Genomic DNA, 18,330 nt, shown 5'->3' with positions numbered 1-18,330 from the left:
GCATCGCCGCCACCCGCGACGCTGCGCTGGCCCACGCCGGGGCCATCGCCTCGGACACCACCCGCGCTATCGTCGAACGTCTGACGGGCCAGGCCCCCAGCGCCGCTGAAGCCGACGCCGCCGTCAAGGGAGCCGCCTGATCATGCCCGCCTTCCTGCACGGCAGTTTCTACGATCTGTCCAACGCTGAACTCTGGGTCGGCGTCGGCCTGCTGATCTTCTTCGGCATCCTGGTTCTGGCCAAGGTTCCGCGCATGGTCGCGGGCGCCCTGGACGGCAAGGCCGCCAAGATCCAATCCGAACTGGACGAAGCCGCCCGCCTGCGCGCCGAAGCCGAAGCCATGCTGGCCCAGATCCGTCAGGAGAAGGCCGAGGCTGAAGCCCAGGCCGCCGACCTGCTGGCCACCGCCGAAGCCGACGCCAAGCGTCTGGAAGCCGACGCCAAGGCGCGCATCGAGGAATCGACCGCTCGCCGTCAGGCTCTGGCCGAGCGTCGCATCGCCCAGGCCGAGGCCGAGGCCACCCAAGAGGTCAAGGCTGCAGCCGCTGACCTGGCCGCCAAGGCCGCGCACCAGATCCTGGCCGCCCGCATCGCCGGCGCCAAGACCGACGCGCTGATCGATCAGGCCATCGCCCAGATCGGCGGCAAGCTGAACTGATCGCTTCGGCGACCAAGCTCAGCCCGAAAAACATCAGGCCCCGCCGGCGACGGCGGGGCCTTTTGCTTGTCCGATATCCTGTTGTCGGGATGGAGGACGGTCAGTGGGCGGGGGCGGCTCCGATCGGGGCTGCGCCGCGTCTCTCACGCTCGACCAGGCGGGCGTAGACATTGCCCAGCACGGCGCCGAAGACCATGTGAAGCGCCAGCAGCCAGCCAATGGTGCCGAAGCCGGACGAGCCGGTGAAGGTCCGGTAGTCGCCCACCATGGTGAGGAACAGCATCATCGCCACCCACGCGCCGACGGCGAAGACGATGCCCTTGGTGATCGGCGTGGCGGTCGGCAGTCGCGGGTAGGCGATGCCGAAGAGCGACCCCAGAATGAAGGTGCCCATGATCAGGTGAAGCGCCCATCCGGCCGCCATATTGCCCGGCATGCCGAACATCTGGGCGACGATCCCCGGAAAGGGATCGAACATATGGTTGAGGAACAGATTGACGAGCTCAAGCACGGAAACCGCGACGGTAGCGACGAAGCCGGCGATGATTCCCTTTTTTACGCGTGACATCATGTGAACAGCGCCTCCCAACGCTATCAACTTCGAGACTACGCAAGGGGGAGCATACGCCGTTCCAGGCGGAAACGGCGTGAACGTCGTTCACATTCCTGTGTTTGCCCTAGCTTGGCCTTTATCGCCGGAAGGCGCGCCAGGCTCGGCGCAGACGCCGACGGAAGCGCGCCAGGGGGCGACGACGGCGACGCAGCACCATCTTTTCGGCGCGCAGGGTCTGCTGCCAGAAGACGGGGGCGATCTCGGGCTTTTTGCGCATCAGACGGCGGAAAGGATAGATCCATTTCGGCCGGGCGCGCTGGGCGCGGATGAACTGCCGCTTGGCCCACCAGGAGTTGCGCAGGACGATGACGAGCCCCAGCGCGATGACCGGCACGCCGCCGGGGCCGGGCAGGGGCGCAATCAGCACGCCCAGCAGGATGATGACGAAACCCACCGCCATCAACGCCAGGCGACGCAGACGCCGCGCCAGCCCCGGGCGGGGCGGCGGAGGCGGGCGCAGCGATGGCAGGACCAGGGTCACGGGGCGGCGTCTCGAACAAGGGTTCGGCCAGGGAGGGCCGACAATCAGTAAACGCACGAGACAAGGCCGAAAGGCGGCGTCGCCATGACGCTTTCGTAAGTCGGCTCAGAAATGCAAAACGCCGTGTCCCGAAAGACACGGCGTTTCTTGTGTTCAGGCTTGTTTCCGCCGTCAGCCGGCGCGGTTGGAGCCTTCCGGCGCGGCCCAGCGCAGACGCGGCGAGCGCGCGGCGCGGGTCTCATCCAGACGCCGCAGGGGCGCATGGAAGGGCGCGCCCTTGAAGCGTTCGACGTCGCCGGCCTTCGCTGCGCCCGCCAGCAGGCGCATGGCCTCGATGAAGCGATCCAGCTCGGCCTTGGACTCCGTCTCGGTCGGCTCGATCAGCATGGCGCCGTGGACGACCAGCGGGAAATACATGGTCATCGGGTGGAAGCCCTCGTCGATCATCGCCTTGGCGAAGTCGAGCGTGGTGATGTCCGTGCCCTTCAGCCATTCGTCGTCGAACAGGGCCTCGTGCATACAGGGGCCGTCAGGGAAGGCCGGGCTCATCAGGTCTTCGAGGCGGACCTTGATGTAGTTGGCGTTCAGCACGGCGTCCTCGGCGACCTGACGCAGGCCGTCAGAGCCGTGGGACATCATGTAGCTGAGGGCGCGCACATACATGCCCATCTGGCCCTGGAAGGCGCACAGGCGGCCGAAGGCCTGTTCGGCCTCGTCTTCCTCACGCTCGACCAGCTTGTAGCCGTCACCGGTGTTCACGACCCACGGGGCGGGCGCGAACGGGGCCAGGGCCTCCGACAGCACGACCGGACCCGCGCCCGGACCGCCGCCGCCGTGCGGCGTCGAGAAGGTCTTGTGCAGGTTGATGTGCATGGCGTCGACGCCCAGATCGCCGGGGCGCACCCGGCCGACGATGGCGTTGAAGTTGGCGCCGTCGCAGTAGAAATAGGCGCCCGCTTCGTGCGTCAGGCGGCTGATTTCCAGGATGTCGCGCTCGAACAGGCCGCAGGTGTTCGGGTTCGTCACCATGATGGCCGCCACGTCCGGGCCGAGCTTCGACGCCAGATCGGCCACGTCCACGCGGCCGTCGTCGGTCTGGGCCACTTCCACGACCGAATAGCCGACGAAGGCGGCGGTGGCCGGGTTGGTGCCGTGGGCCGAGGTCGGGACCAGCACCTTACGGCGCTGCTCGTGCTCGCCCTTGGCTTCGTGGGCGGCGCGGATGGCCATCAGGCCGCACAGTTCTCCGTGGGCGCCCGCCTTGGGCGACAGGGCCACCGCAGGCATTCCCGTCAGCGTCGTCAGCCAGTGGGCCAACTGGTCCATCAGCTCCAGCGCGCCCTGCACCGTCGACTGCGGCTGCAGCGGGTGAATGTCCGAGAAGCCCGGCAGGCGCGCCATCTTTTCGTTCAGGCGCGGGTTGTGCTTCATGGTGCACGAGCCCAGCGGATACAGCGCCAGATCGATGGCATGGTTCTTCTGGCTCAGGCGCACATAGTGGCGCATGGCCTCGGGCTCGGACAGGCCGGGCAGGCCGATGGGATCCTTGCGGACCAGATCGCCCAGATCCGAGCCGTTCGTCGCGGGTTTCGGCAGGTCGACGCCGGTCTTGCCCCAGCCTTCGCCTTCGAAGATCAGCGGCTCGTCCTGCAGCAGGCCTCGCCCGCCGGTCAGGGTGGCGGGCTTGTAGGAAGCGTCCGAGGCGGCGTTCGGGGCGGTCGGGCGGCCGACAGTGTTCATGGTGCTCATGTTTCCAATCTCCCCTTAGGCGGCCAGAACCTTGGCGAGCGCACCCGCCAAAATCTTGATGTCGGCGTCCAGCGTCGTCTCGGTGGCGGCGACCAGCAGGACGTCGTCGAGACCTGCATCCGGCGCCAGACGGCTGTAGGGCACGCCGCACAGGATGCCGTTGTCGGCCATGGTTTGAACCACCTCGGCGGCGTTCTTCGGCAGCTTGACCGCGAACTCGTTGAAGAAGCGCGGGGTCAGGATTTGGACGCCCGGAATGGCGGCGAGCGCGTCGCGCGTGGCGAGCGCCTTCTCGTGGTTCAGCAGGGCCAGCTGGCGCAGGCCCGTCTCGCCCAGCAGGCTCATGTGGATGCTGAACGCCAGGCAGCAGAGGCCGGAGTTGGTGCAGATGTTCGAGGTCGCCTTGTCGCGGCGGATGTGCTGCTCGCGCGTCGACAGGGTCAGGACGAAGCCGCGCTTGCCCTCGGCGTCCACTGTCTCACCGCAGTAGCGGCCGGGCGTCTGGCGCAGCAGCTTCTCGCGGGTGGCGAACAGGCCGATGTAGGGGCCGCCGAAGTTCAGGGCGTTGCCGATCGACTGGCCTTCGGCCGCGACGATGTCGGCGCCCATTTCGCCGGGCGACTTCAGCAGGCCCATCGACACGGCTTCCGTCACCACGACGATCAGCAGGGCGCCCGCAGCATGGGCGGCCTCGGCGATTTTGGTCACGTCGGTGGCGGTGCCGAAGACGTTCGGCGTCTGGACGACGACGCAGGCCGTGTCCTTGTCGATGGCGGCGATGACGGCGTCTTCAGCGTCGACGGCGGCGGTCAGGGCTTCCGTCTCGACGCCGACGGCGTGGACTACGGTCTCGGTCGCCCTGACGTAGTGGGGGTGGACCCCGCCCGAGATGACGGCCTTGTTGCGGCGGGTCACGCGGGTGGCCATCAGCACGCCCTCGGCCATGGCGGTCGAGCCGTCATAAAGCGAGGCGTTGGCGACTTCCATGCCGGTCAGGTTCGCGACCTGGGTCTGGAACTCATACAGGTACTGTAGCGTGCCCTGCGCGATTTCCGGCTGATAGGGGGTGTAGCTGGTCAGGAACTCCGACCGCTGGATCACATGGTCCACGGTGGCCGGGATGTGGTGCTTATAGGCCCCGGCACCGCAGAAAAAGGGGACGGTCGAGGCCGTGGCGTTCTTGCCCGCCATGGCGCCGAGGGCGCGTTCGACCTCCAGCTCGCCCGCCACGCGGGGCAGGTCGACGAAGCCGTCGCGGCGCGCGGCCTGCGGCACGTCGATGAACAGGTCGTCGATGGATTTGGCGCCGATGGCGGCCAGCATGGCCTCACGGTCGTCGGGCGTCAGGGGGAGGTAGCGCATTACAAGTCCTCGGCGGCATCCCGGAGGTCGCGCGGGGCGACGCTCCGGGAGCGCTTCAAGCGGCGGGGAATCCGGCGATCCCCGATCGGCGCGCCGCGCCGTCCGGGGACGACGGCGGGTCTTAGAGGGTGGTCAGATAGGCGTCGTACGCGGCCTGATCCATCAGGCCGTCCAGCACCGAGGCGTCGGACACCTTGATCTTGGCGAACCAGCCTTCGCCTTCGGGATCGGCGTTGACGGTTTCCGGGGCCGAGGCCAGGGCTTCGTTGCCTTCGATCACTTCGCCGGCGATCGGGGCGTAGACGTCCGAGGCGGCCTTGACCGATTCCACGACGGCGAAGCTGTCGCCGACCGAGACGGTCTTGCCGGCTTCCGGCGTCTCGACGAACACCACGTCGCCCAGGGCGTCAGCGGCGTGCTTGGAGATGCCGACCGTGGCGACGTCGCCGTCCAGGCGAACCCACTCGTGATCCTTGGTGAACTTCATGTACTGACCCCTCTTCAGGCCTTGGGTTTGCGATAATAACGGGTCGCCACGAAAGGCGTGGCGATGACTTCGGCGGCGGCCGGACGGCCGCGCACCAGGACTTTCAGGACTGTGCCCAGTTCGGCGAAGGCCGGCGGCACATAGCCCATGGCGATGTTGTGCCCCAGGGTCGGCGAGGGGCCGCCCGAGGTGATCTTGCCGATCACGGCGCCGTCGGCGTCTGCGATTTCGGCGCCTTCGCGGGCCGGGGCGCCTTCCTTGACGTGCAGGCCGATGCGAACGCGGGCGGGGCCGTCGGCCAGCTGCTTCAGGATGACGTCGGCCCCGGCGAAGTCGGCGCGTTCCTTGCGCGACTTGGACAGGGCGAAGGTCAGGGCGGCCTCGACCGGGGTGGTCTCGGCGTCGATGTCGTGGCCGTGCAGCGGCAGGCCGGCTTCCAGGCGCAAGGAGTCGCGTGCGCCCAGGCCGACCGGTTTCACGCGGGCGTCGGCCAGCAGGAGGTTCCACACGCGCTCTGCGGCGGCGGCCGGAACCGAAATCTCATAGCCGTCTTCGCCGGTGTAGCCCGAGCGCGAGACGATGCAGTCCTCGTCGAACAGACGGATGGTGCGGCAGTCCATGAAGCCCATGTCGCCCAGCGCGGGTTCGTGCTTGGCCATGACCCCGGCGGCTTCCGGCCCCTGGATGGCCAGCAGGGCGCGGTCCAGCACCTCCAGCTTGGCGTCGCCCGACAGATTGGCGTTGAGGAAGGCAAAGTCGGCGTCCTTGTTGCCCGCGTTGACGACGACGTAGAGGCCGTCCTCGAACGGCTTGCCCGCCATCAGGTCGTCCATGATCCCGCCCTGGCCGTTCAGCAGCAGGGAATATTTCTGCTTGCCGGGCTTCACGATCGCATAGTCGCCGGGCACGAAGCGCTCGAACTGGGCGATGGCGTCGGCGCCGGTGATGCGCGCCTGACCCATGTGGGAGACGTCGAACAGGCCGGCGTGTTCACGGGTCCAGCGGTGCTCGGCCAGCACGCCTTCATACTGGACCGGCATGTCATAGCCGCCGAAGCCGACCATGCGGGCGCACAGCGCGCGGTGCGCGGCGTTGAGGGGGGTAGTCTTAAGGGCCTGATCGCTCATGGCGTCGCCTCCGGGTCGCGGGTTGCGGCGATAGCTCCGCCGTCGTCGCGCCCCCGCTGTCCTGAAGCCTGAGAGATTCCGACCGTTCCCTCCCAAGGGGCGGCCTTGCTCCGTCGGCGCGCCCTCGGATTCTTGACGATCCTTCGGCGACTTTCCAGCGTCCGTGCGCTTTCGCGGTCCTTTTGCCTGAGCGTTTCCGGGGCGGTTGCGCCTTCGGCTCCGGGCGCCGCGAACGGACCCGATCTCTCCCGCGAGAGCGTTCGACCTAAGGCCCCGACTCCGGCGCGAAGTCAAGCGGCGCCGGACTTGCCGCCGACGATCTGAACGGCCATGAGGGGGCGGAACCGCGCTTCGCCCACAGGATTTGAAGAACGTCATGACCGCCCGCACCGATCTCGCCGCCCACCTCGTCTCTCTCGATCTGCCGCAGGGACTGGTCGAGACGCTGACGACGGCGGCCGCCGCCTGCGTCGAGATCCGTCAGGTGGTGGCGGGCGGCGCCCTGGTCGGCGCCCTCGGCGCATCGGGCGCCGTCAATGTGCAGGACGAAGAGCAGAAGAAGCTCGACGTCATCGCCAACGACATCCTGACCGAGGCCCTGCTGGCCAATCCGGCTGTGGCGGGCGTGGCGTCCGAGGAAATGGACGCGGTCCAGCCGGCGACCAACCCGACGGGCGAATATCTGGTGCTGTTCGACCCGCTGGACGGTTCGTCCAACATCGACATCAATGCCCCGGTCGGCACCATCGTCTCGGTGCTGAAGGCGCCGTCGGCCCAGCCGACTGAGGCCGACTTCCTGCAACCGGGCCGCCAGCAGGTCGCGGCGCTCTACGCCGTCTACGCCGGTCAGGCCATGCTGGTGCTGACGACGGGCAAGGGGGTGGCGGGCTTCACCCTGGCGCCCGACGGCCGCTGGCTGATGACGCATGAGGACGTGCGCATCCCGGCCGATACGAAGGAGTTCGCCATCAACATGTCGAACCAGCGCCACTGGGCCGAGAGCGTCCAGCGCTATGTCGACGGCTGCCTGAAGGGCGCCGACGGCCCGCGCGGCAAGAATTTCAACATGCGCTGGGTCGCCGCCATGGTGGCCGACGTGCACCGCATCCTGATGCGCGGCGGCGTCTTCCTCTATCCGTGGGATAAGCGCGAGCCGAACAAGCCGGGCAAGCTGCGCCTGATGTACGAAGGCAACCCCATGTCCTTCCTGGTCGAACAGGCGGGCGGCAAGTCCACCACGGACGGCAGGCAGGCCATCATGGACGTGACCCCGACCGAACTGCACCAGCGGGTGCCGGTCGTGCTCGGCTCGGCCAACGAAGTCGATCAGATCGCGGCGGCCTGACGCCATGCAGATCGCCGCTTCTGACGCCCTTCTGGTCATCGACGCCCAGAACGATTTCTGCGAGGGCGGCGCCCTGGCGGTGCAGGGCGGGGCGGCGATCATGCCCCTGATCAACCGGCTGGCTGAACGGTTCACGACCGTCATCGCCACGCAGGACTGGCACACGCCGGACCAGATCAGCTTCGCCTCCAACCACGCGGACAAGGCGCCCTTCACTCAGATCGAGGTCGCCTACGGCCCCCAGATGCTGTGGCCGGATCATTGCGTGCAGGGAACGGCAGGTGTGGACTTCCACCCCGACGCAGCGCCTGCCGTGAACAAGGCGCTGGCCGTGGTCCGCAAGGGCTATAATCCGGCGGTCGACAGCTACTCCGGCTTCTATGAGAACGACCACAGGACGGCGACGGGTCTGGCGGGCCTGCTGCGCGATCTGGGCGTGAAGCGCGTCTTCCTGTGCGGTCTGGCCTATGACTACTGCGTTCGCTTCACGGCCGAGGATGCGGTGCGCGAGGGCTTTGAGGCCGTGGTCATCGAAGACGCCTGCCGCGCCATCGCCCAGGACACGGCGGTGGCGGCCAAGGCCAGCTTCAGCGCGCTGAAGATCGCCGAGATCGCGGCTGAAGACCTGATCCCTCACTCATAGAAGTCCGCCTCGTCGGGAATGCGGGTGAAGGCGATCTTGGCGCCGATGTATTCGGGCAGGCCCGCCTTGGGGCCGATGCTGACCGTGTCCTTGCCATAGCGTTTGTTCAGCGCGTCCAGCGCCTGTGACAGGCGCAAGGAAGGCGCGTCGCCGCCCTGATCCGGGCCGATGTCGAACAGGTCGGCCTCAAAGGCGTCGCGCGCCTTCAGGCCGTGGACGCCGACGCCGACATAGCTCAACCGTCCGGCCTCCAGTTCCGGCTCGACCCGGCGCCACAGGTCGTCCAGCGCGGCCAACAGGGCGAAGGTGTCCTGCGTCGGGGCGACGGCGCGGTTCAGGCCCGTGGTGTCCCAGCCGCGCTTGGTCCCCTTCGGCCCCATGTCGAGATGCAGGCTGATCCCTGCGCCGGTCAGCCCCATCCGCCGCAGCCGCGCCCCGCATTTGACCATCAGCCGCCGCGCCACCGCCCGCGCCTTGTCCGGGTTGCGCATGGCCTGCGCCAGCACATGGCTGTGGCTGATGGAGGCGGGCGGCTTTTCCGGCGTCGGCTCGCTGTCGAGGCCGTGCAGGCCGCGCCAGATGCGCTCGCCCTCGATGCTGTTCCAGACGGCGCGCGCCTCCCTGGCGGTCATGTTCCACAGACCCGCCGTGTCCGTGACGCCCGCCGCCGCCAGCCGCTCGCGCATCCGCGAGCCGACGCCCGGATACTGCGGCAGCGGCAGGTGCAGGATGGCGCCGGGCAGCTCATGGGCGCGCAATATGGTCAGCCCGGCGGGCTTCTTCATGCCGCAGGCCGTCTTGGCCAGAAACCGCGAGGGCGCGAGGCCAACCGACGAGCGCAGGCAGTCTCCGACGTTCTTCAGGATGCCCGCCTGAATGCGCCGAGCCAGGGCGACGGCGTTCGCCTCGCGCCGCTCCGGCCCGATCAACTGGCACGAACATTCGTCGATGGAGCCGACCTTCCACACCGGCACGTGGCGGTCGATCTCGTGCATGATCTGCTTGTGGACCTGGACATAGAGGTCGGGTCGCGCCTCGGCGACGATCAGGTCGGGGCACAGGCGGCGGGCCTCGGCGACCTGCATGCCGGTGCGGACGCCGAAAGCCTTGCTCTCATAGCTGGCGGCGATGGCGCCGGAGTATTCGCTCTCGACGGGGCGGACGATGACGGGCTTGCCGCGCCAGTCGGGGTTTCGCTGCTGCTCGACGCTGGCGAAGAAGGCGTTCAGGTCGATGAACAGCCAGCGCAGGCTGGCGGCGTCTTCATCAGGCTGTCGGCCGGGGTGTTCCATGCTTGGAACATATCAGGAACATTTGGCGGTCGGAAGCCGCGAACTCAACGCAGAAGAGACAGGGCGACGCCAACAACAAAGGCGATCACGGCAAGAAGAAAGGCGGCGCGAGCGATGTGGATGCAGGCTGAAATGAAGCGGCTGTCGTAGATGCGGTGAGCGCTGGAATAGATCGCCCTGAACGATGGAACGACGCCGAGCACGGCCGGGTTCTTGGAGAAGACGAAGAAGTCGGGGCTTCCTTTGGCGACGGCCCCACTGCGTCGGCTGTGGTCCGCCGCAAGGTGGGCGCCCATTACGCAGATGAGCCCGGTCGCTGCGCTCATGAAGGCGGTAAGGAAGGGTGCTGCTTGAAGGAACGTCATTGCGTCGCCGCGTAGGCATCCACCTCGGCGATCCGTGCTGCCTTGTCGGCGTCGCTGAGGAAGCTGCCCTCGAAGCTGTTCTTCGCCAGTTGCGTCACCTGTTCGCGCGTCAGGCCGACCGCCTCAGCCAACTGGCTGTAGTTGGCGTTCACATAGCCGCCGAAATAGGAGGGGTCGTCCGAGTTCAGGGTGACGTGCAGGCCGCGACGCAGCATTTCGGGGACGGGGTGGTCCTTCAGATCCTTGACCACGCACAGCTTCAGGTTCGACAGGGGGCAGACGGTCAGCGTCATCTGTTCGGCGGCCAGCCGGGCGATCAGAGCCTCGTCCTCCATCGAGCGGTTGCCGTGGTCCATGCGGTCGATGTGCAGCAGGTCCAGCGCCTCGCGCACATATTCGGGCGGGCCTTCCTCGCCGGCGTGGGCGCACAGCTTCAGGCCCAGGTCGCGGGCGGCGGCGAAGACGCGCTGGAACTTCGATGGCGGGTGGCCGACCTCGGAGGAATCCAGTCCGACGCCGATGAAATGGTGCAGATAGGGTTTGGCGGCCTCCAGCGTGGCGAAGGCTTCGTCCTCGCTCAGGTGGCGCAGGAAGCTGAGGATCAGGCCGCTGGTGACGCCCAACTCGGCCTTGGCCCGGTCCATGCCCGCGATCAGGCCTTCGACCACGACGGCGAAGGGCACGCCCCGGTCGGTGTGGGTCTGGGGGTCGAAGAAGATCTCGGCGTGGCGCACATTGTCGGCGGCGGCGCGCTGGAAATAGGCGAAGGCCAGATCCTCGAAGTCCTGACGGGTCAGCAGGACGGCGGCGCCCGCGTAATAGATGTCGAGGAAGTCCTGCAGGTTCGAGAAGTCATAGGCCGCGCGCACGGCCTCGACGCTGTCATAGGGGATGGCGACGCCGTTGCGCTGCGCCAGTTCGAACATCAGTTCGGGCTCGAGCGAGCCTTCGATGTGCAGGTGCAATTCGGCCTTGGGCAGGCCGGCGATGAAGGCGTCGAGGGACATGAGAGGCTCCGGTAGCGTGGCTTGCAGCCTAGCGGTCCCCGCCTTTGCCGTCATCTCCTGTCCCTCTCCTGGTGGGAGAGGGCTTGAGCCTCCGAGAGCCGAAGGCGATCGGACTAGGCGAAAGGGTGAGGGTTCATGCTTCAAGTCGGCGTCAGCCGTCGCGCGACGGCTTGCGCCGACTTCGGCCGGGAACCCTCATCCGGCCCTTCGGGCCACCTTCTCCCATCGGGAGAAGGAAGCGGAGTTTTACATCCGCTCGGGCGTCTCGATGCCCAGCAGGCGCAGGGCCGTCTCCAACTGGTGCAGGGTCGCGGCCGCCAGGGCCAGGCGCGAGCCCTTGGTCGCGGCGTCCGGCGCCACCAGGATCGGGCAGGCGGCGTAGAATTTCGAGAAGCTCTGCGCCAGCCGGTAGGCGTGCTCGGCGATCAGATTGGGCGAACGCTTGTCATAGGCGTCGGCCGTGGCTGCGTCGAAGGCGTCCAGCGTCAGGGCCAGGTCGCGTTCGGCCGGCTCCTCGATGACGATGGGGGCCAGGGCCACGCCCTGTTCCGCCGCCTTGCGCAGCAGGGATTTCACCCGCACGGCCTGATACAGCAGATAGGGGCCGGTCTTGCCTTCGAAGCTCATGAAGCGGTCGAGATCGAAGACGTAGCTGGTGGTGCGGTTGTTCGACAGGTCCGAGAATTTCAGTGCGGCGACCGCCACCTTGTGGGCGATGTCCTCAAATTCCTCAGCGGGCAGGTCGTCGCCCAGCTTTGCCTCGTGCAGGCGCTCGCGAGCCTTGTCCGTCGCCTGATCGATCAGGTCGCGCAGCTTCAGCACGCCGCCTGCGCGGGTCTTGAACGGCTTGCCGTCGGCGCCGTTCATGGTGCCGAAGCCGAGGTGCTCCAGCGACTTTTCGGGGGCGTAACCGGCCAGATAGGCGGCGCGGAAGACCTGTTCGAAATGCTCGGCCTGACGCTCGTCGACGACGTAGAGGATCAGGTCAGGATCAATGGACTTGCGGCGGTCCAGGATCGTGGCCAGGTCGGTCGTGCCGTACATGGCCGAGCCTTCCGAGCTGATGACCAGCAGGGGCGGGGGCGACGGGGCCTCGATCACCGAGCCGTCTGCCAGCTTCTTCTTGCGGGTCTCGCCCTCGCGGGCGACGTGGACCACCTGGGCGCCGTCGTCCTCGACCAGCAGGCCGGTTTCCTTCAGGTGCGCCAGCATTTCCGGCATCACCGGATCGGCGTCGCTCTCGCCGTTCCACAGGTCGAAGTCGACCGACAGGTCGTCATACTCGCGCTTCAGCGCCTCGCGGCTGACGGCGACGAAGTGCTGCCACAGCGCCCGATAGCCGGGGCGGCCGCCCTGCAGTTCAGCCGTCGCCTTGCGGGCGCGGTCGCGGAAGGCGGGGTCTTCCTTGGCCTTGCCCGCCGCCAGCGGATAGAGGCGGTCGAGATCAGCCAGCGTCACCGGCGTCTCGGTCGGGAAGGGGCCGTCGCCCTCGACCATGAAGGCGTCGGCGAGCCCTTCGTCGCCGCAGGCGGTGATCAGCAGGCCCATCTGGAAGCCCCAGTCGCCGAAGTGGGCGTCGCCGGTGACGTCATCGCCGCGCAGGCGGAACAACCGCTTCAGGCTCTCGCCGATGATGGCGCTGCGCAGGTGGCCGACGTGCATGGGCTTGGCCACGTTCGGGCCGCCGTAGTCGATCACCACCTTGCGCGGTTCGACGCGCGAAGCGCCGGCCAGTTCCTCGTCCGCCGCAACTTCGGCCGCGCGCTGGGCCAGGGCCGCGTTCGACAGCTTCATGTTGATGAAGCCGGGACCGGCGACCTCGACCGAGGACAAGCGCGGATCGGCGGCCAGACGCTCGGCCACCTTGGCGGCCAGGTCGCGCGGATTGGCCTTCAGCGCCTTGGCGGCGGCCAGGGCGCCGTTCGACTGGAAGTCGGCCAGGTCGGGACGGTCGGAGGCGGTGACGCGGGCCAGGGCCTTGTCCACGCCTTCGGCGGCGAAGGCGGATCCGACCGCTTCGCTGAGAGAAGTCTTGAGATCGGTCATGTCTTAGTTGGTCTGTTGGCCCGCAGTCGGGCGGAAACGGCTGCCGGATCGGTTGAACTCGGCCATCTGGGGCGTGACGTCGAAGCCGATCAGGACTTCGAAATTGCCGCCGCTGGTGGTGGCGTCGGCGCGCGGGATGATGATGGTCTGGCTGGCCTCGGTCTGGGTGCGGTCGGCGCCGCCGAAGGTCACCGGCAGGTCGAAATATTCCTTGGCCAGGACGGCGGAGTTCCTCTCGGTCACGGCGATCCAGTAGCGATAGGTGCGGGCGTCGCCCTCGGCCAGAGGGCCCTTGCCCAGGCTGAACAGCAGGTTGACGTCCAGACGGATCGGATCGGACTCGCGATAAACGCAGTCGGAGCTGACGCCTTCGATCTCGCCGGTGAAGCCGACGCCGGTGGTCGTGGGCTGTTCATAGTTGGACAGTTCGACGAAGCGGGCCGCGTCGTAGAGGATTTTCACATAGGGGCAGGGACCGGCGTTGGCGCGACGGCTCAGCGGCGCGATGCGCATGGGGCGCGCCGGCGCCTGTTCAGCCTGCTGGCCGCCCTGTTGGCCGCCTTGGGGGCGACCGCTCTGGGCCGCGGCGGCGTGAGGGATCAGCGCGGCCGTGAGAGAGAGGGCGGCGAGGGCGGTCAGGACGCGACGCATCAGGAGCTTTCCGGCAGTCGATGAAGGCGGGGCCGATCAGACGCCCGAACGGGCCACGCTGGGTGGTGATAGCGGCTAAAGCGAGGCGCGGCAAACGGCGCGCGCATCGGCCGGCGATGAAGGTGGCGAGAGCGCGCGCGAAGGACTAGGTTCCGGCCCATGAACGCGCCCGTATCACCCTCAGATTTTCAACCTCGCCCTCTGGCGGTCCGTATGGCGACGCCGCGGGGGTTCTGCGCCGGGGTCGACCGCGCCATCCAGATCGTCGAGCGCGCGATCGAGAAATACGGCGCCCCCGTCTATGTGCGCCACGAGATCGTTCACAACCGCCACGTGGTCGACCGGCTGAAGGGGCTGGGCGCCGTCTTTGTCAAGGATCTGGACGAGTGCCCGGACGATCGGCCGGTCGTCTTCTCGGCCCACGGCGTGCCCAAGTCGGTGCCCGCCACGGCGCGCTCGCGCGAGATGCTGTTTCTGGACGCCACCTGCCCGCTGGTGTCCAAGGTTCACGTCGAGGCCGAACGGAATTTCGCGGCGGGCCGCCACGTCATCCTGATCGGCCACGCGGGCCATCCCGAGGTCGTCGGCACCATGGGCCAACTGCCCGCCGGCGCCATCAGCCTGGTCGAGACGGTCGAGGATGCGGAAGCCTTCCAGCGACCCGGCGACCAACCGCTGGCCTACGCCACCCAGACGACGCTGTCGGTGGACGACACGGCCGAGATTCTGGCGGCGCTGAAGCGGCGCTTCCCCGAACTGCCCGACCCGCACAAGGAAGACATCTGCTACGCCACCACTAACCGTCAGGAAGCGGTCAAGCGCCTGGGCGAGGGCTGCGGCCTGGTGCTGGTGGTGGGGTCCAAGAACTCGTCCAACTCGGCGCGTCTGGTCGATGTGGCGCTGAAGGCGGGGGCCAAGGACGCGCGTCTGGTCGATGACGCGGGTGATCTGGACTGGCGCTGGTTCGACGGGGTCGAGACGGTGGGCCTGACCGCCGGGGCCTCGGCGCCGGAGCCTCTGGTGCAGGGGGTGATCGAGGCGATGCGCGCCCGCTTCGACGTGACCGTGACCGAGGACGACGGCGCCCGCGAGACCGTAACCTTCAAACTGCCCCGCGCCCTGACGGCCTGAGGCGACGCCTGGAACGGCCGGGGAGGGCCGCGACATGAGCGGACTGGACGCCATCGACCGCCGCCTGCTGGCCATATTGCAGGACGACGCCACCGTTCCCATCGCCGAACTGGCCGAGCGGGTGGGGCTGTCCCAGACGCCGTGCTGGAAGCGGGTGAAACGGCTGCAGGATACGGGGATCATCGTTGCGCGCGTGGCCCTGCTGGACCGCGAGGCGCTGGACCTGCCGCTGGTGGTCTTCGTCTCGGTGAAGACGCGGCGGCACGACGCCGAATGGCTGGAGACCTTCAAGCAGGCCGCCGCCCTGCCCGAGGTGGTGGAGTTCTACCGGATGAGCGGCGAGGTCGACTATCTGCTCAAGGTGCTGGTCAAGGACATCGCCGCCTATGACCGCTTCTATCGCCGGCTGATCGCCATCGCTCCGCTGGATGACGTCTCCTCCAGCTTCGCCATGGAGCAGATCAAGTTCACTACGGCTCTGCCCCTTTGAAAAAGAGAATAATATTCTCCTTTTGGGCTGATTTCAGAGTGTGAATGAGAATGATCCTCTCTGGTAATCGGAATACCCTCTTCCGCCTGTAGCGGAGGGTTCATGCTCAAGCGTCTGTTCGTCGATCACCCGGCCTCGGTCGGAGAGAGCTATACGGAGCACATGGGCGTCGCCGCCTCGTTCGGTGCGGCTATGTTCGTGGGTTCGCTGGCCTGCTTCGTCCACGCGGTGTTTCCTGGCCTGTGCGTCAAGACGGGCAGCGGGGTCATCAACGACCTGCATCGCCGCATGGTGACGCACCGCGTCGAGCCCGCCCGCCTGGCGGCGACCGAGCAGGACTGAAGCAAACCGGGCCGCCTCTTGGGCGGCCCAGACAGCTCTGAATCTCAGGCGGCGAGGATTTCGTCCGCCGGCCCGAAGAACTCATAGTGGATGCGGTCGGCCGGGACGCCGGCGTCGCGCAGGTCCGACACCAGGGCGCGCAGGAAGGGGCGCGGGCCGCACAGATAGTAGTCGGCCTCCTGGATCGGCGTCTGCTGGCTCAGCCAGGCGCCTGAGATGCGCCCCGCGTGGTCATGGCCGTCGCCGTCATTGGCGGGCGCTTCATAGAAGACGGTGCTGCGCGCGCGCGGATGGGCCGCCGTCAGGGCGCGGATGTGCGGCCCCATGGCGTGCGCCCCGGCGTCATAGGCGCCGTGGACATAGTGGACCTCGGTGTCCGCCTTCTCGGCCACCAGCGTCTCGAGCATCGACACCATCGGCGTCAGGCCGACGCCGCCGGACAGCAGGACGACCGGGCGCTGCGGCGTCTCGGGCAGGAAGAAGTCGCCCGCCGGGGCGCCGACCTTCAGCACCATGCCGACGCGGGCGTTGTCGTGCAGCCAGCCCGAGGCCAGGCCCTTGTCCTCGCGCTTGACCGAGATGCGATAGGTCTCGTCGTTCGGGGCGCAGGAGATGGAGTAGTTGCGCTTGATCGGCGGATGGCCGGGGACATCGAACCAGAAGGTCAGGTACTGGCCCGGCCGGTGACGCAGCACCGGGCCGCCGTCCTTGGGCTTCAGCACGAAGGAGGTGATGACCGAGCTTTCGGGGCGCACCTCGATCACCTCAAAGGCGCGCCAGCCGTTCCAGCCGCCCTTGGCCGCCGCCAGGTCTTCGTAGATGGCGGCCTCGCGGGTGATCAGGATATTGGCCAGGAACCAGTAGGCTTCGCCCCAGGCGGTCATGATCTCCTCGGTCGCGGCTTCGCCCAGCACATGGGCGATGGCGCCCAGCAGGGCGGCGCCGACGTGGGGATAGTGTTCGGGCAGGATCTGCAGGCCGACGTGCTTTTGCGCGATGCGTTCGACCGCGGCCGCCAGGGCGCCCAGGTTATCGATGTTGGCGGCGTAGGCCAGGATGGCCCCTGTCAGGGCGCGTGGTTGCGAGCCGGCGTCGCCGTGGTGCGACTGGTTGAACAGATCGCGGATCTCGGGGTTCTGGAACATCCGCGAATACATCTCGCGCACGATGTCGAGGCCGTGGGCCTCGAGCGCGGGAACAGTGGCTTTGACAAGCGCGATCGTGCGCTCGCTGAGGGCTTGAGCCATCAGGAAACTCCTAGGCGTTGCGATGTGAGAGGGAAGGAAAAGAGAGAGGCCGCGCCCTAGCCGTCGGGCGGCCGGTCAAAGAAGTCGACGCGCATCTTCATCGGCCCCAGCGGCTCGACGAAATGGACCTGCTGCGGCCCGATGCGGCCCGGCGTTCCGGGCTTCAGGATCATGGTCAGATGCGGGTCGCTATAAGTCAGGCGGACCTCGCCCTCCAGCACCTGGATTAGGCCCCAGGTTCGGGCCTTGAGGCTGTGATCGGCTCGAAGGGCGGCAGGCAGGGTGGCGGCGTCGAACACCGGGGTGGAGCGGTAGGGCGCGGGCGGTGCGGCGCCGTCCGTCGGCTGTGGTTGCTGGCTATGCGAGCGGCCGTTCATCGCCTTCGCTCCATTGATGCATTAATAATGCATCTATAGCCCGTGTTTGAAACATGCAACGAGAATGCATATAATTTTCTGCGGCGCGATGACGCGCTGATCGCCGAGGCTCCAGAGAGGCTGAATGCGCCTGACGCGCTACACCGACTACGCCATGCGCGTGCTGCTCTATCTGGGCGCGCGGCAGGATCGGCTGTGCTCGATCGCCGAGATCGCCCAGGCCTACGGCATTTCGCAGAACCACCTGATGAAGGTGGTTAGCGACCTGGTGAATGCGGGGTATCTGGTCAGCGTGCGAGGGCGTTTCGGCGGGGTGCGGCTGGCGCGTCCGCCGGATCAGATCAACGTCGGGGCCGTGGTGCGCCACACTGAGGACGGCTTCGATCTGGTCGACTGCGGCAGTTGCATCATCGCCCCGGCCTGCGGGCTGACGGGCGCCCTTCATCAGGCCCTGGCCGCCTTCATGAAGGTGCTGGACGGCTATACTTTGGAAGGCTTGCTCAGCCGCCGCGTCGACATGGCCAGCCTGTTCGAGCGGGCCGAGACCTAGAGCAAAGGTCGCATTGACGCTCGGCGCTCTTGGGGGTCTGATTGCTCGACCTTGACCCTGGGAGGCTGCGGCCATGGGCGATAGAGTGCGACATGAACACGCCAGCCTGATCCGTCAGGCGTTGGATGACGAGGGGGCCGGGGCGCGCTCGGCCCTGGCGGCGTCGTGGCGTCGGTCCGTGACCCTGTACGGCCTGGACCCCAGCGAGCCTGGGGCGGTCGAGACCATCACCGAACAGCAGTTGCGCGAGGCGCGCCAGGCGATGGAGCCGCTGACGCGCGCGGCCGAGGGCGTGCTGGACCGGCTGTTCCTGGCCGTCGGCGGGGTGGGGTGCTGCGTCCTGCTGACCAACGCCGAGGGCGTGCCG

The 18,330-nt window shown here is 67.6% G+C and carries 20 protein-coding genes, 1 pseudogene and 1 riboswitch; of the genes and pseudogenes, 8 read left to right on the top strand and 13 right to left on the bottom strand.

What is annotated here, in order from left to right; genetic code table 11:
- Positions 1 to 142: 142 nt before the first annotated feature.
- Positions 143 to 658 carry a F0F1 ATP synthase subunit B gene (locus RT567_RS05445; protein WP_087140837.1) on the top strand — a complete coding sequence of 172 codons (516 nt, stop codon included), beginning with the start codon at positions 143 to 145 and terminating at the stop codon, positions 656 to 658.
- A 100-nt stretch (positions 659 to 758) separates the two neighbouring features.
- On the opposite strand, the gene RT567_RS05440 is transcribed toward RT567_RS05445, so the two are convergent.
- The 6 genes from RT567_RS05440 to gcvT all read right to left on the bottom strand — a co-directional run bounded on the left by RT567_RS05440 (position 759) and on the right by gcvT (position 6,477).
- Positions 759 to 1,226 (bottom strand): DUF6789 family protein, encoded by a 468-nt coding sequence (locus RT567_RS05440; protein WP_313574873.1) that lies wholly within the window; start codon positions 1,224 to 1,226, stop codon positions 759 to 761.
- Positions 1,227 to 1,347: 121 nt separating this feature from the next.
- Entirely contained in the window at positions 1,348 to 1,752 is a 405-nt protein-coding gene (locus RT567_RS05435; RefSeq protein WP_289647751.1) for a PGPGW domain-containing protein, read from the bottom strand.
- A 171-nt stretch (positions 1,753 to 1,923) separates the two neighbouring features.
- Positions 1,924 to 3,501 (bottom strand): aminomethyl-transferring glycine dehydrogenase subunit GcvPB, encoded by a 1,578-nt coding sequence (gcvPB, locus tag RT567_RS05430; protein WP_313574871.1) that lies wholly within the window; start codon positions 3,499 to 3,501, stop codon positions 1,924 to 1,926.
- A gap of 15 nt (positions 3,502 to 3,516) precedes the next feature.
- Positions 3,517 to 4,863 carry an aminomethyl-transferring glycine dehydrogenase subunit GcvPA gene (gene gcvPA / locus RT567_RS05425; protein ID WP_313574870.1) on the bottom strand — a complete coding sequence of 449 codons (1,347 nt, stop codon included), beginning with the start codon at positions 4,861 to 4,863 and terminating at the stop codon, positions 3,517 to 3,519.
- Between the two features lie 121 nt (positions 4,864 to 4,984).
- Complete coding sequence (gene gcvH, locus RT567_RS05420) at positions 4,985 to 5,350, bottom strand: glycine cleavage system protein GcvH (protein WP_087140883.1); 366 nt, start codon at positions 5,348 to 5,350, stop codon at positions 4,985 to 4,987.
- A gap of 14 nt (positions 5,351 to 5,364) precedes the next feature.
- Complete coding sequence (gene gcvT / locus RT567_RS05415) at positions 5,365 to 6,477, bottom strand: glycine cleavage system aminomethyltransferase GcvT (protein WP_313574867.1); 1,113 nt, start codon at positions 6,475 to 6,477, stop codon at positions 5,365 to 5,367.
- Between the two features lie 164 nt (positions 6,478 to 6,641).
- A riboswitch (glycine riboswitch) is annotated at positions 6,642 to 6,738 on the bottom strand.
- Positions 6,739 to 6,853: 115 nt separating this feature from the next.
- Here gcvT and RT567_RS05410 point away from each other — a divergent pair.
- Both RT567_RS05410 and pncA read left to right on the top strand, forming a co-directional pair.
- Positions 6,854 to 7,822 (top strand): class 1 fructose-bisphosphatase, encoded by a 969-nt coding sequence (locus RT567_RS05410; protein WP_313574866.1) that lies wholly within the window; start codon positions 6,854 to 6,856, stop codon positions 7,820 to 7,822.
- A gap of 4 nt (positions 7,823 to 7,826) precedes the next feature.
- Positions 7,827 to 8,465: a bifunctional nicotinamidase/pyrazinamidase gene (gene pncA, locus RT567_RS05405; RefSeq protein ID WP_313574864.1), complete on the top strand. Its 639-nt coding sequence runs from the start codon at positions 7,827 to 7,829 to the stop codon at positions 8,463 to 8,465.
- Here the strand turns inward: pncA and RT567_RS05400 are convergent.
- From RT567_RS05400 to RT567_RS05380, 5 genes are all read right to left on the bottom strand, one after another.
- Positions 8,456 to 9,757, bottom strand: a complete 1,302-nt coding sequence (locus RT567_RS05400; protein ID WP_313574863.1) for a type VI secretion protein ImpB — start codon at positions 9,755 to 9,757, stop codon at positions 8,456 to 8,458. The two genes, pncA and RT567_RS05400, sit on opposite strands and share 10 nt — an antisense overlap.
- A 44-nt stretch (positions 9,758 to 9,801) precedes the next feature.
- Positions 9,802 to 10,122 carry a hypothetical protein gene (locus RT567_RS05395; protein WP_313574861.1) on the bottom strand — a complete coding sequence of 107 codons (321 nt, stop codon included), beginning with the start codon at positions 10,120 to 10,122 and terminating at the stop codon, positions 9,802 to 9,804.
- Positions 10,119 to 11,129 (bottom strand): adenosine deaminase, encoded by a 1,011-nt coding sequence (locus RT567_RS05390; RefSeq protein WP_313574859.1) that lies wholly within the window; start codon positions 11,127 to 11,129, stop codon positions 10,119 to 10,121. Before RT567_RS05390 ends, RT567_RS05395 begins: the two co-directional genes overlap by 4 nt.
- Positions 11,130 to 11,375: 246 nt before the next feature.
- Complete coding sequence (gene argS, locus RT567_RS05385; RefSeq protein ID WP_313574857.1) at positions 11,376 to 13,175, bottom strand: arginine--tRNA ligase; 1,800 nt, start codon at positions 13,173 to 13,175, stop codon at positions 11,376 to 11,378.
- 3 nt (positions 13,176 to 13,178) lie between these two features.
- A complete protein-coding gene (locus RT567_RS05380; RefSeq protein WP_313574855.1) occupies positions 13,179 to 13,826 on the bottom strand; it encodes a Tat pathway signal sequence domain protein in 648 nt (215 codons plus the stop codon).
- A gap of 159 nt (positions 13,827 to 13,985) precedes the next feature.
- On the opposite strand from RT567_RS05380, the gene ispH reads away from it, so the two are divergent.
- The 3 genes from ispH to RT567_RS05365 all read left to right on the top strand — a co-directional run bounded on the left by ispH (position 13,986) and on the right by RT567_RS05365 (position 15,789).
- Positions 13,986 to 14,957, top strand: a complete 972-nt coding sequence (gene ispH / locus RT567_RS05375; protein ID WP_313574853.1) for a 4-hydroxy-3-methylbut-2-enyl diphosphate reductase — start codon at positions 13,986 to 13,988, stop codon at positions 14,955 to 14,957.
- Between the two features lie 34 nt (positions 14,958 to 14,991).
- Entirely contained in the window at positions 14,992 to 15,447 is a 456-nt protein-coding gene (locus RT567_RS05370; protein ID WP_087139758.1) for an Lrp/AsnC family transcriptional regulator, read from the top strand.
- Between the two features lie 102 nt (positions 15,448 to 15,549).
- Positions 15,550 to 15,789: a DUF6356 family protein gene (locus RT567_RS05365; RefSeq protein WP_087139760.1), complete on the top strand. Its 240-nt coding sequence runs from the start codon at positions 15,550 to 15,552 to the stop codon at positions 15,787 to 15,789.
- A 44-nt stretch (positions 15,790 to 15,833) separates the two neighbouring features.
- Here the strand turns inward: RT567_RS05365 and hmpA are convergent, their stop codons facing one another.
- Positions 15,834 to 17,036, bottom strand: coding sequence for an NO-inducible flavohemoprotein (gene hmpA, locus RT567_RS05360; protein ID WP_087139761.1), 1,203 nt, complete (start codon positions 17,034 to 17,036; stop codon positions 15,834 to 15,836).
- Between the two features lie 56 nt (positions 17,037 to 17,092).
- Entirely contained in the window at positions 17,093 to 17,413 is a 321-nt protein-coding gene (locus RT567_RS05355; RefSeq protein WP_313574849.1) for a DUF1971 domain-containing protein, read from the bottom strand.
- Positions 17,414 to 17,537: 124 nt separating this feature from the next.
- Here RT567_RS05355 and RT567_RS05350 point away from each other — a divergent pair, with 124 nt between their 5' ends.
- Together RT567_RS05350 and RT567_RS05345 are read left to right on the top strand one after the other, a co-directional pair.
- Entirely contained in the window at positions 17,538 to 17,963 is a 426-nt protein-coding gene (locus tag RT567_RS05350; RefSeq protein WP_087139763.1) for an RrF2 family transcriptional regulator, read from the top strand.
- A 73-nt stretch (positions 17,964 to 18,036) separates the two neighbouring features.
- Positions 18,037 to 18,330 (top strand): annotated as a pseudogene (locus RT567_RS05345) (sigma-54-dependent Fis family transcriptional regulator); the annotation flags it as partial.

It is taken from the genome of Brevundimonas sp. (assembly GCF_032107865.1).
Classification (GTDB): domain Bacteria; phylum Pseudomonadota; class Alphaproteobacteria; order Caulobacterales; family Caulobacteraceae; genus Brevundimonas.
The sequence above is the reverse complement of the archived record's forward strand: the minus strand, read 5'-3'. Positions and strand labels throughout refer to the sequence as shown.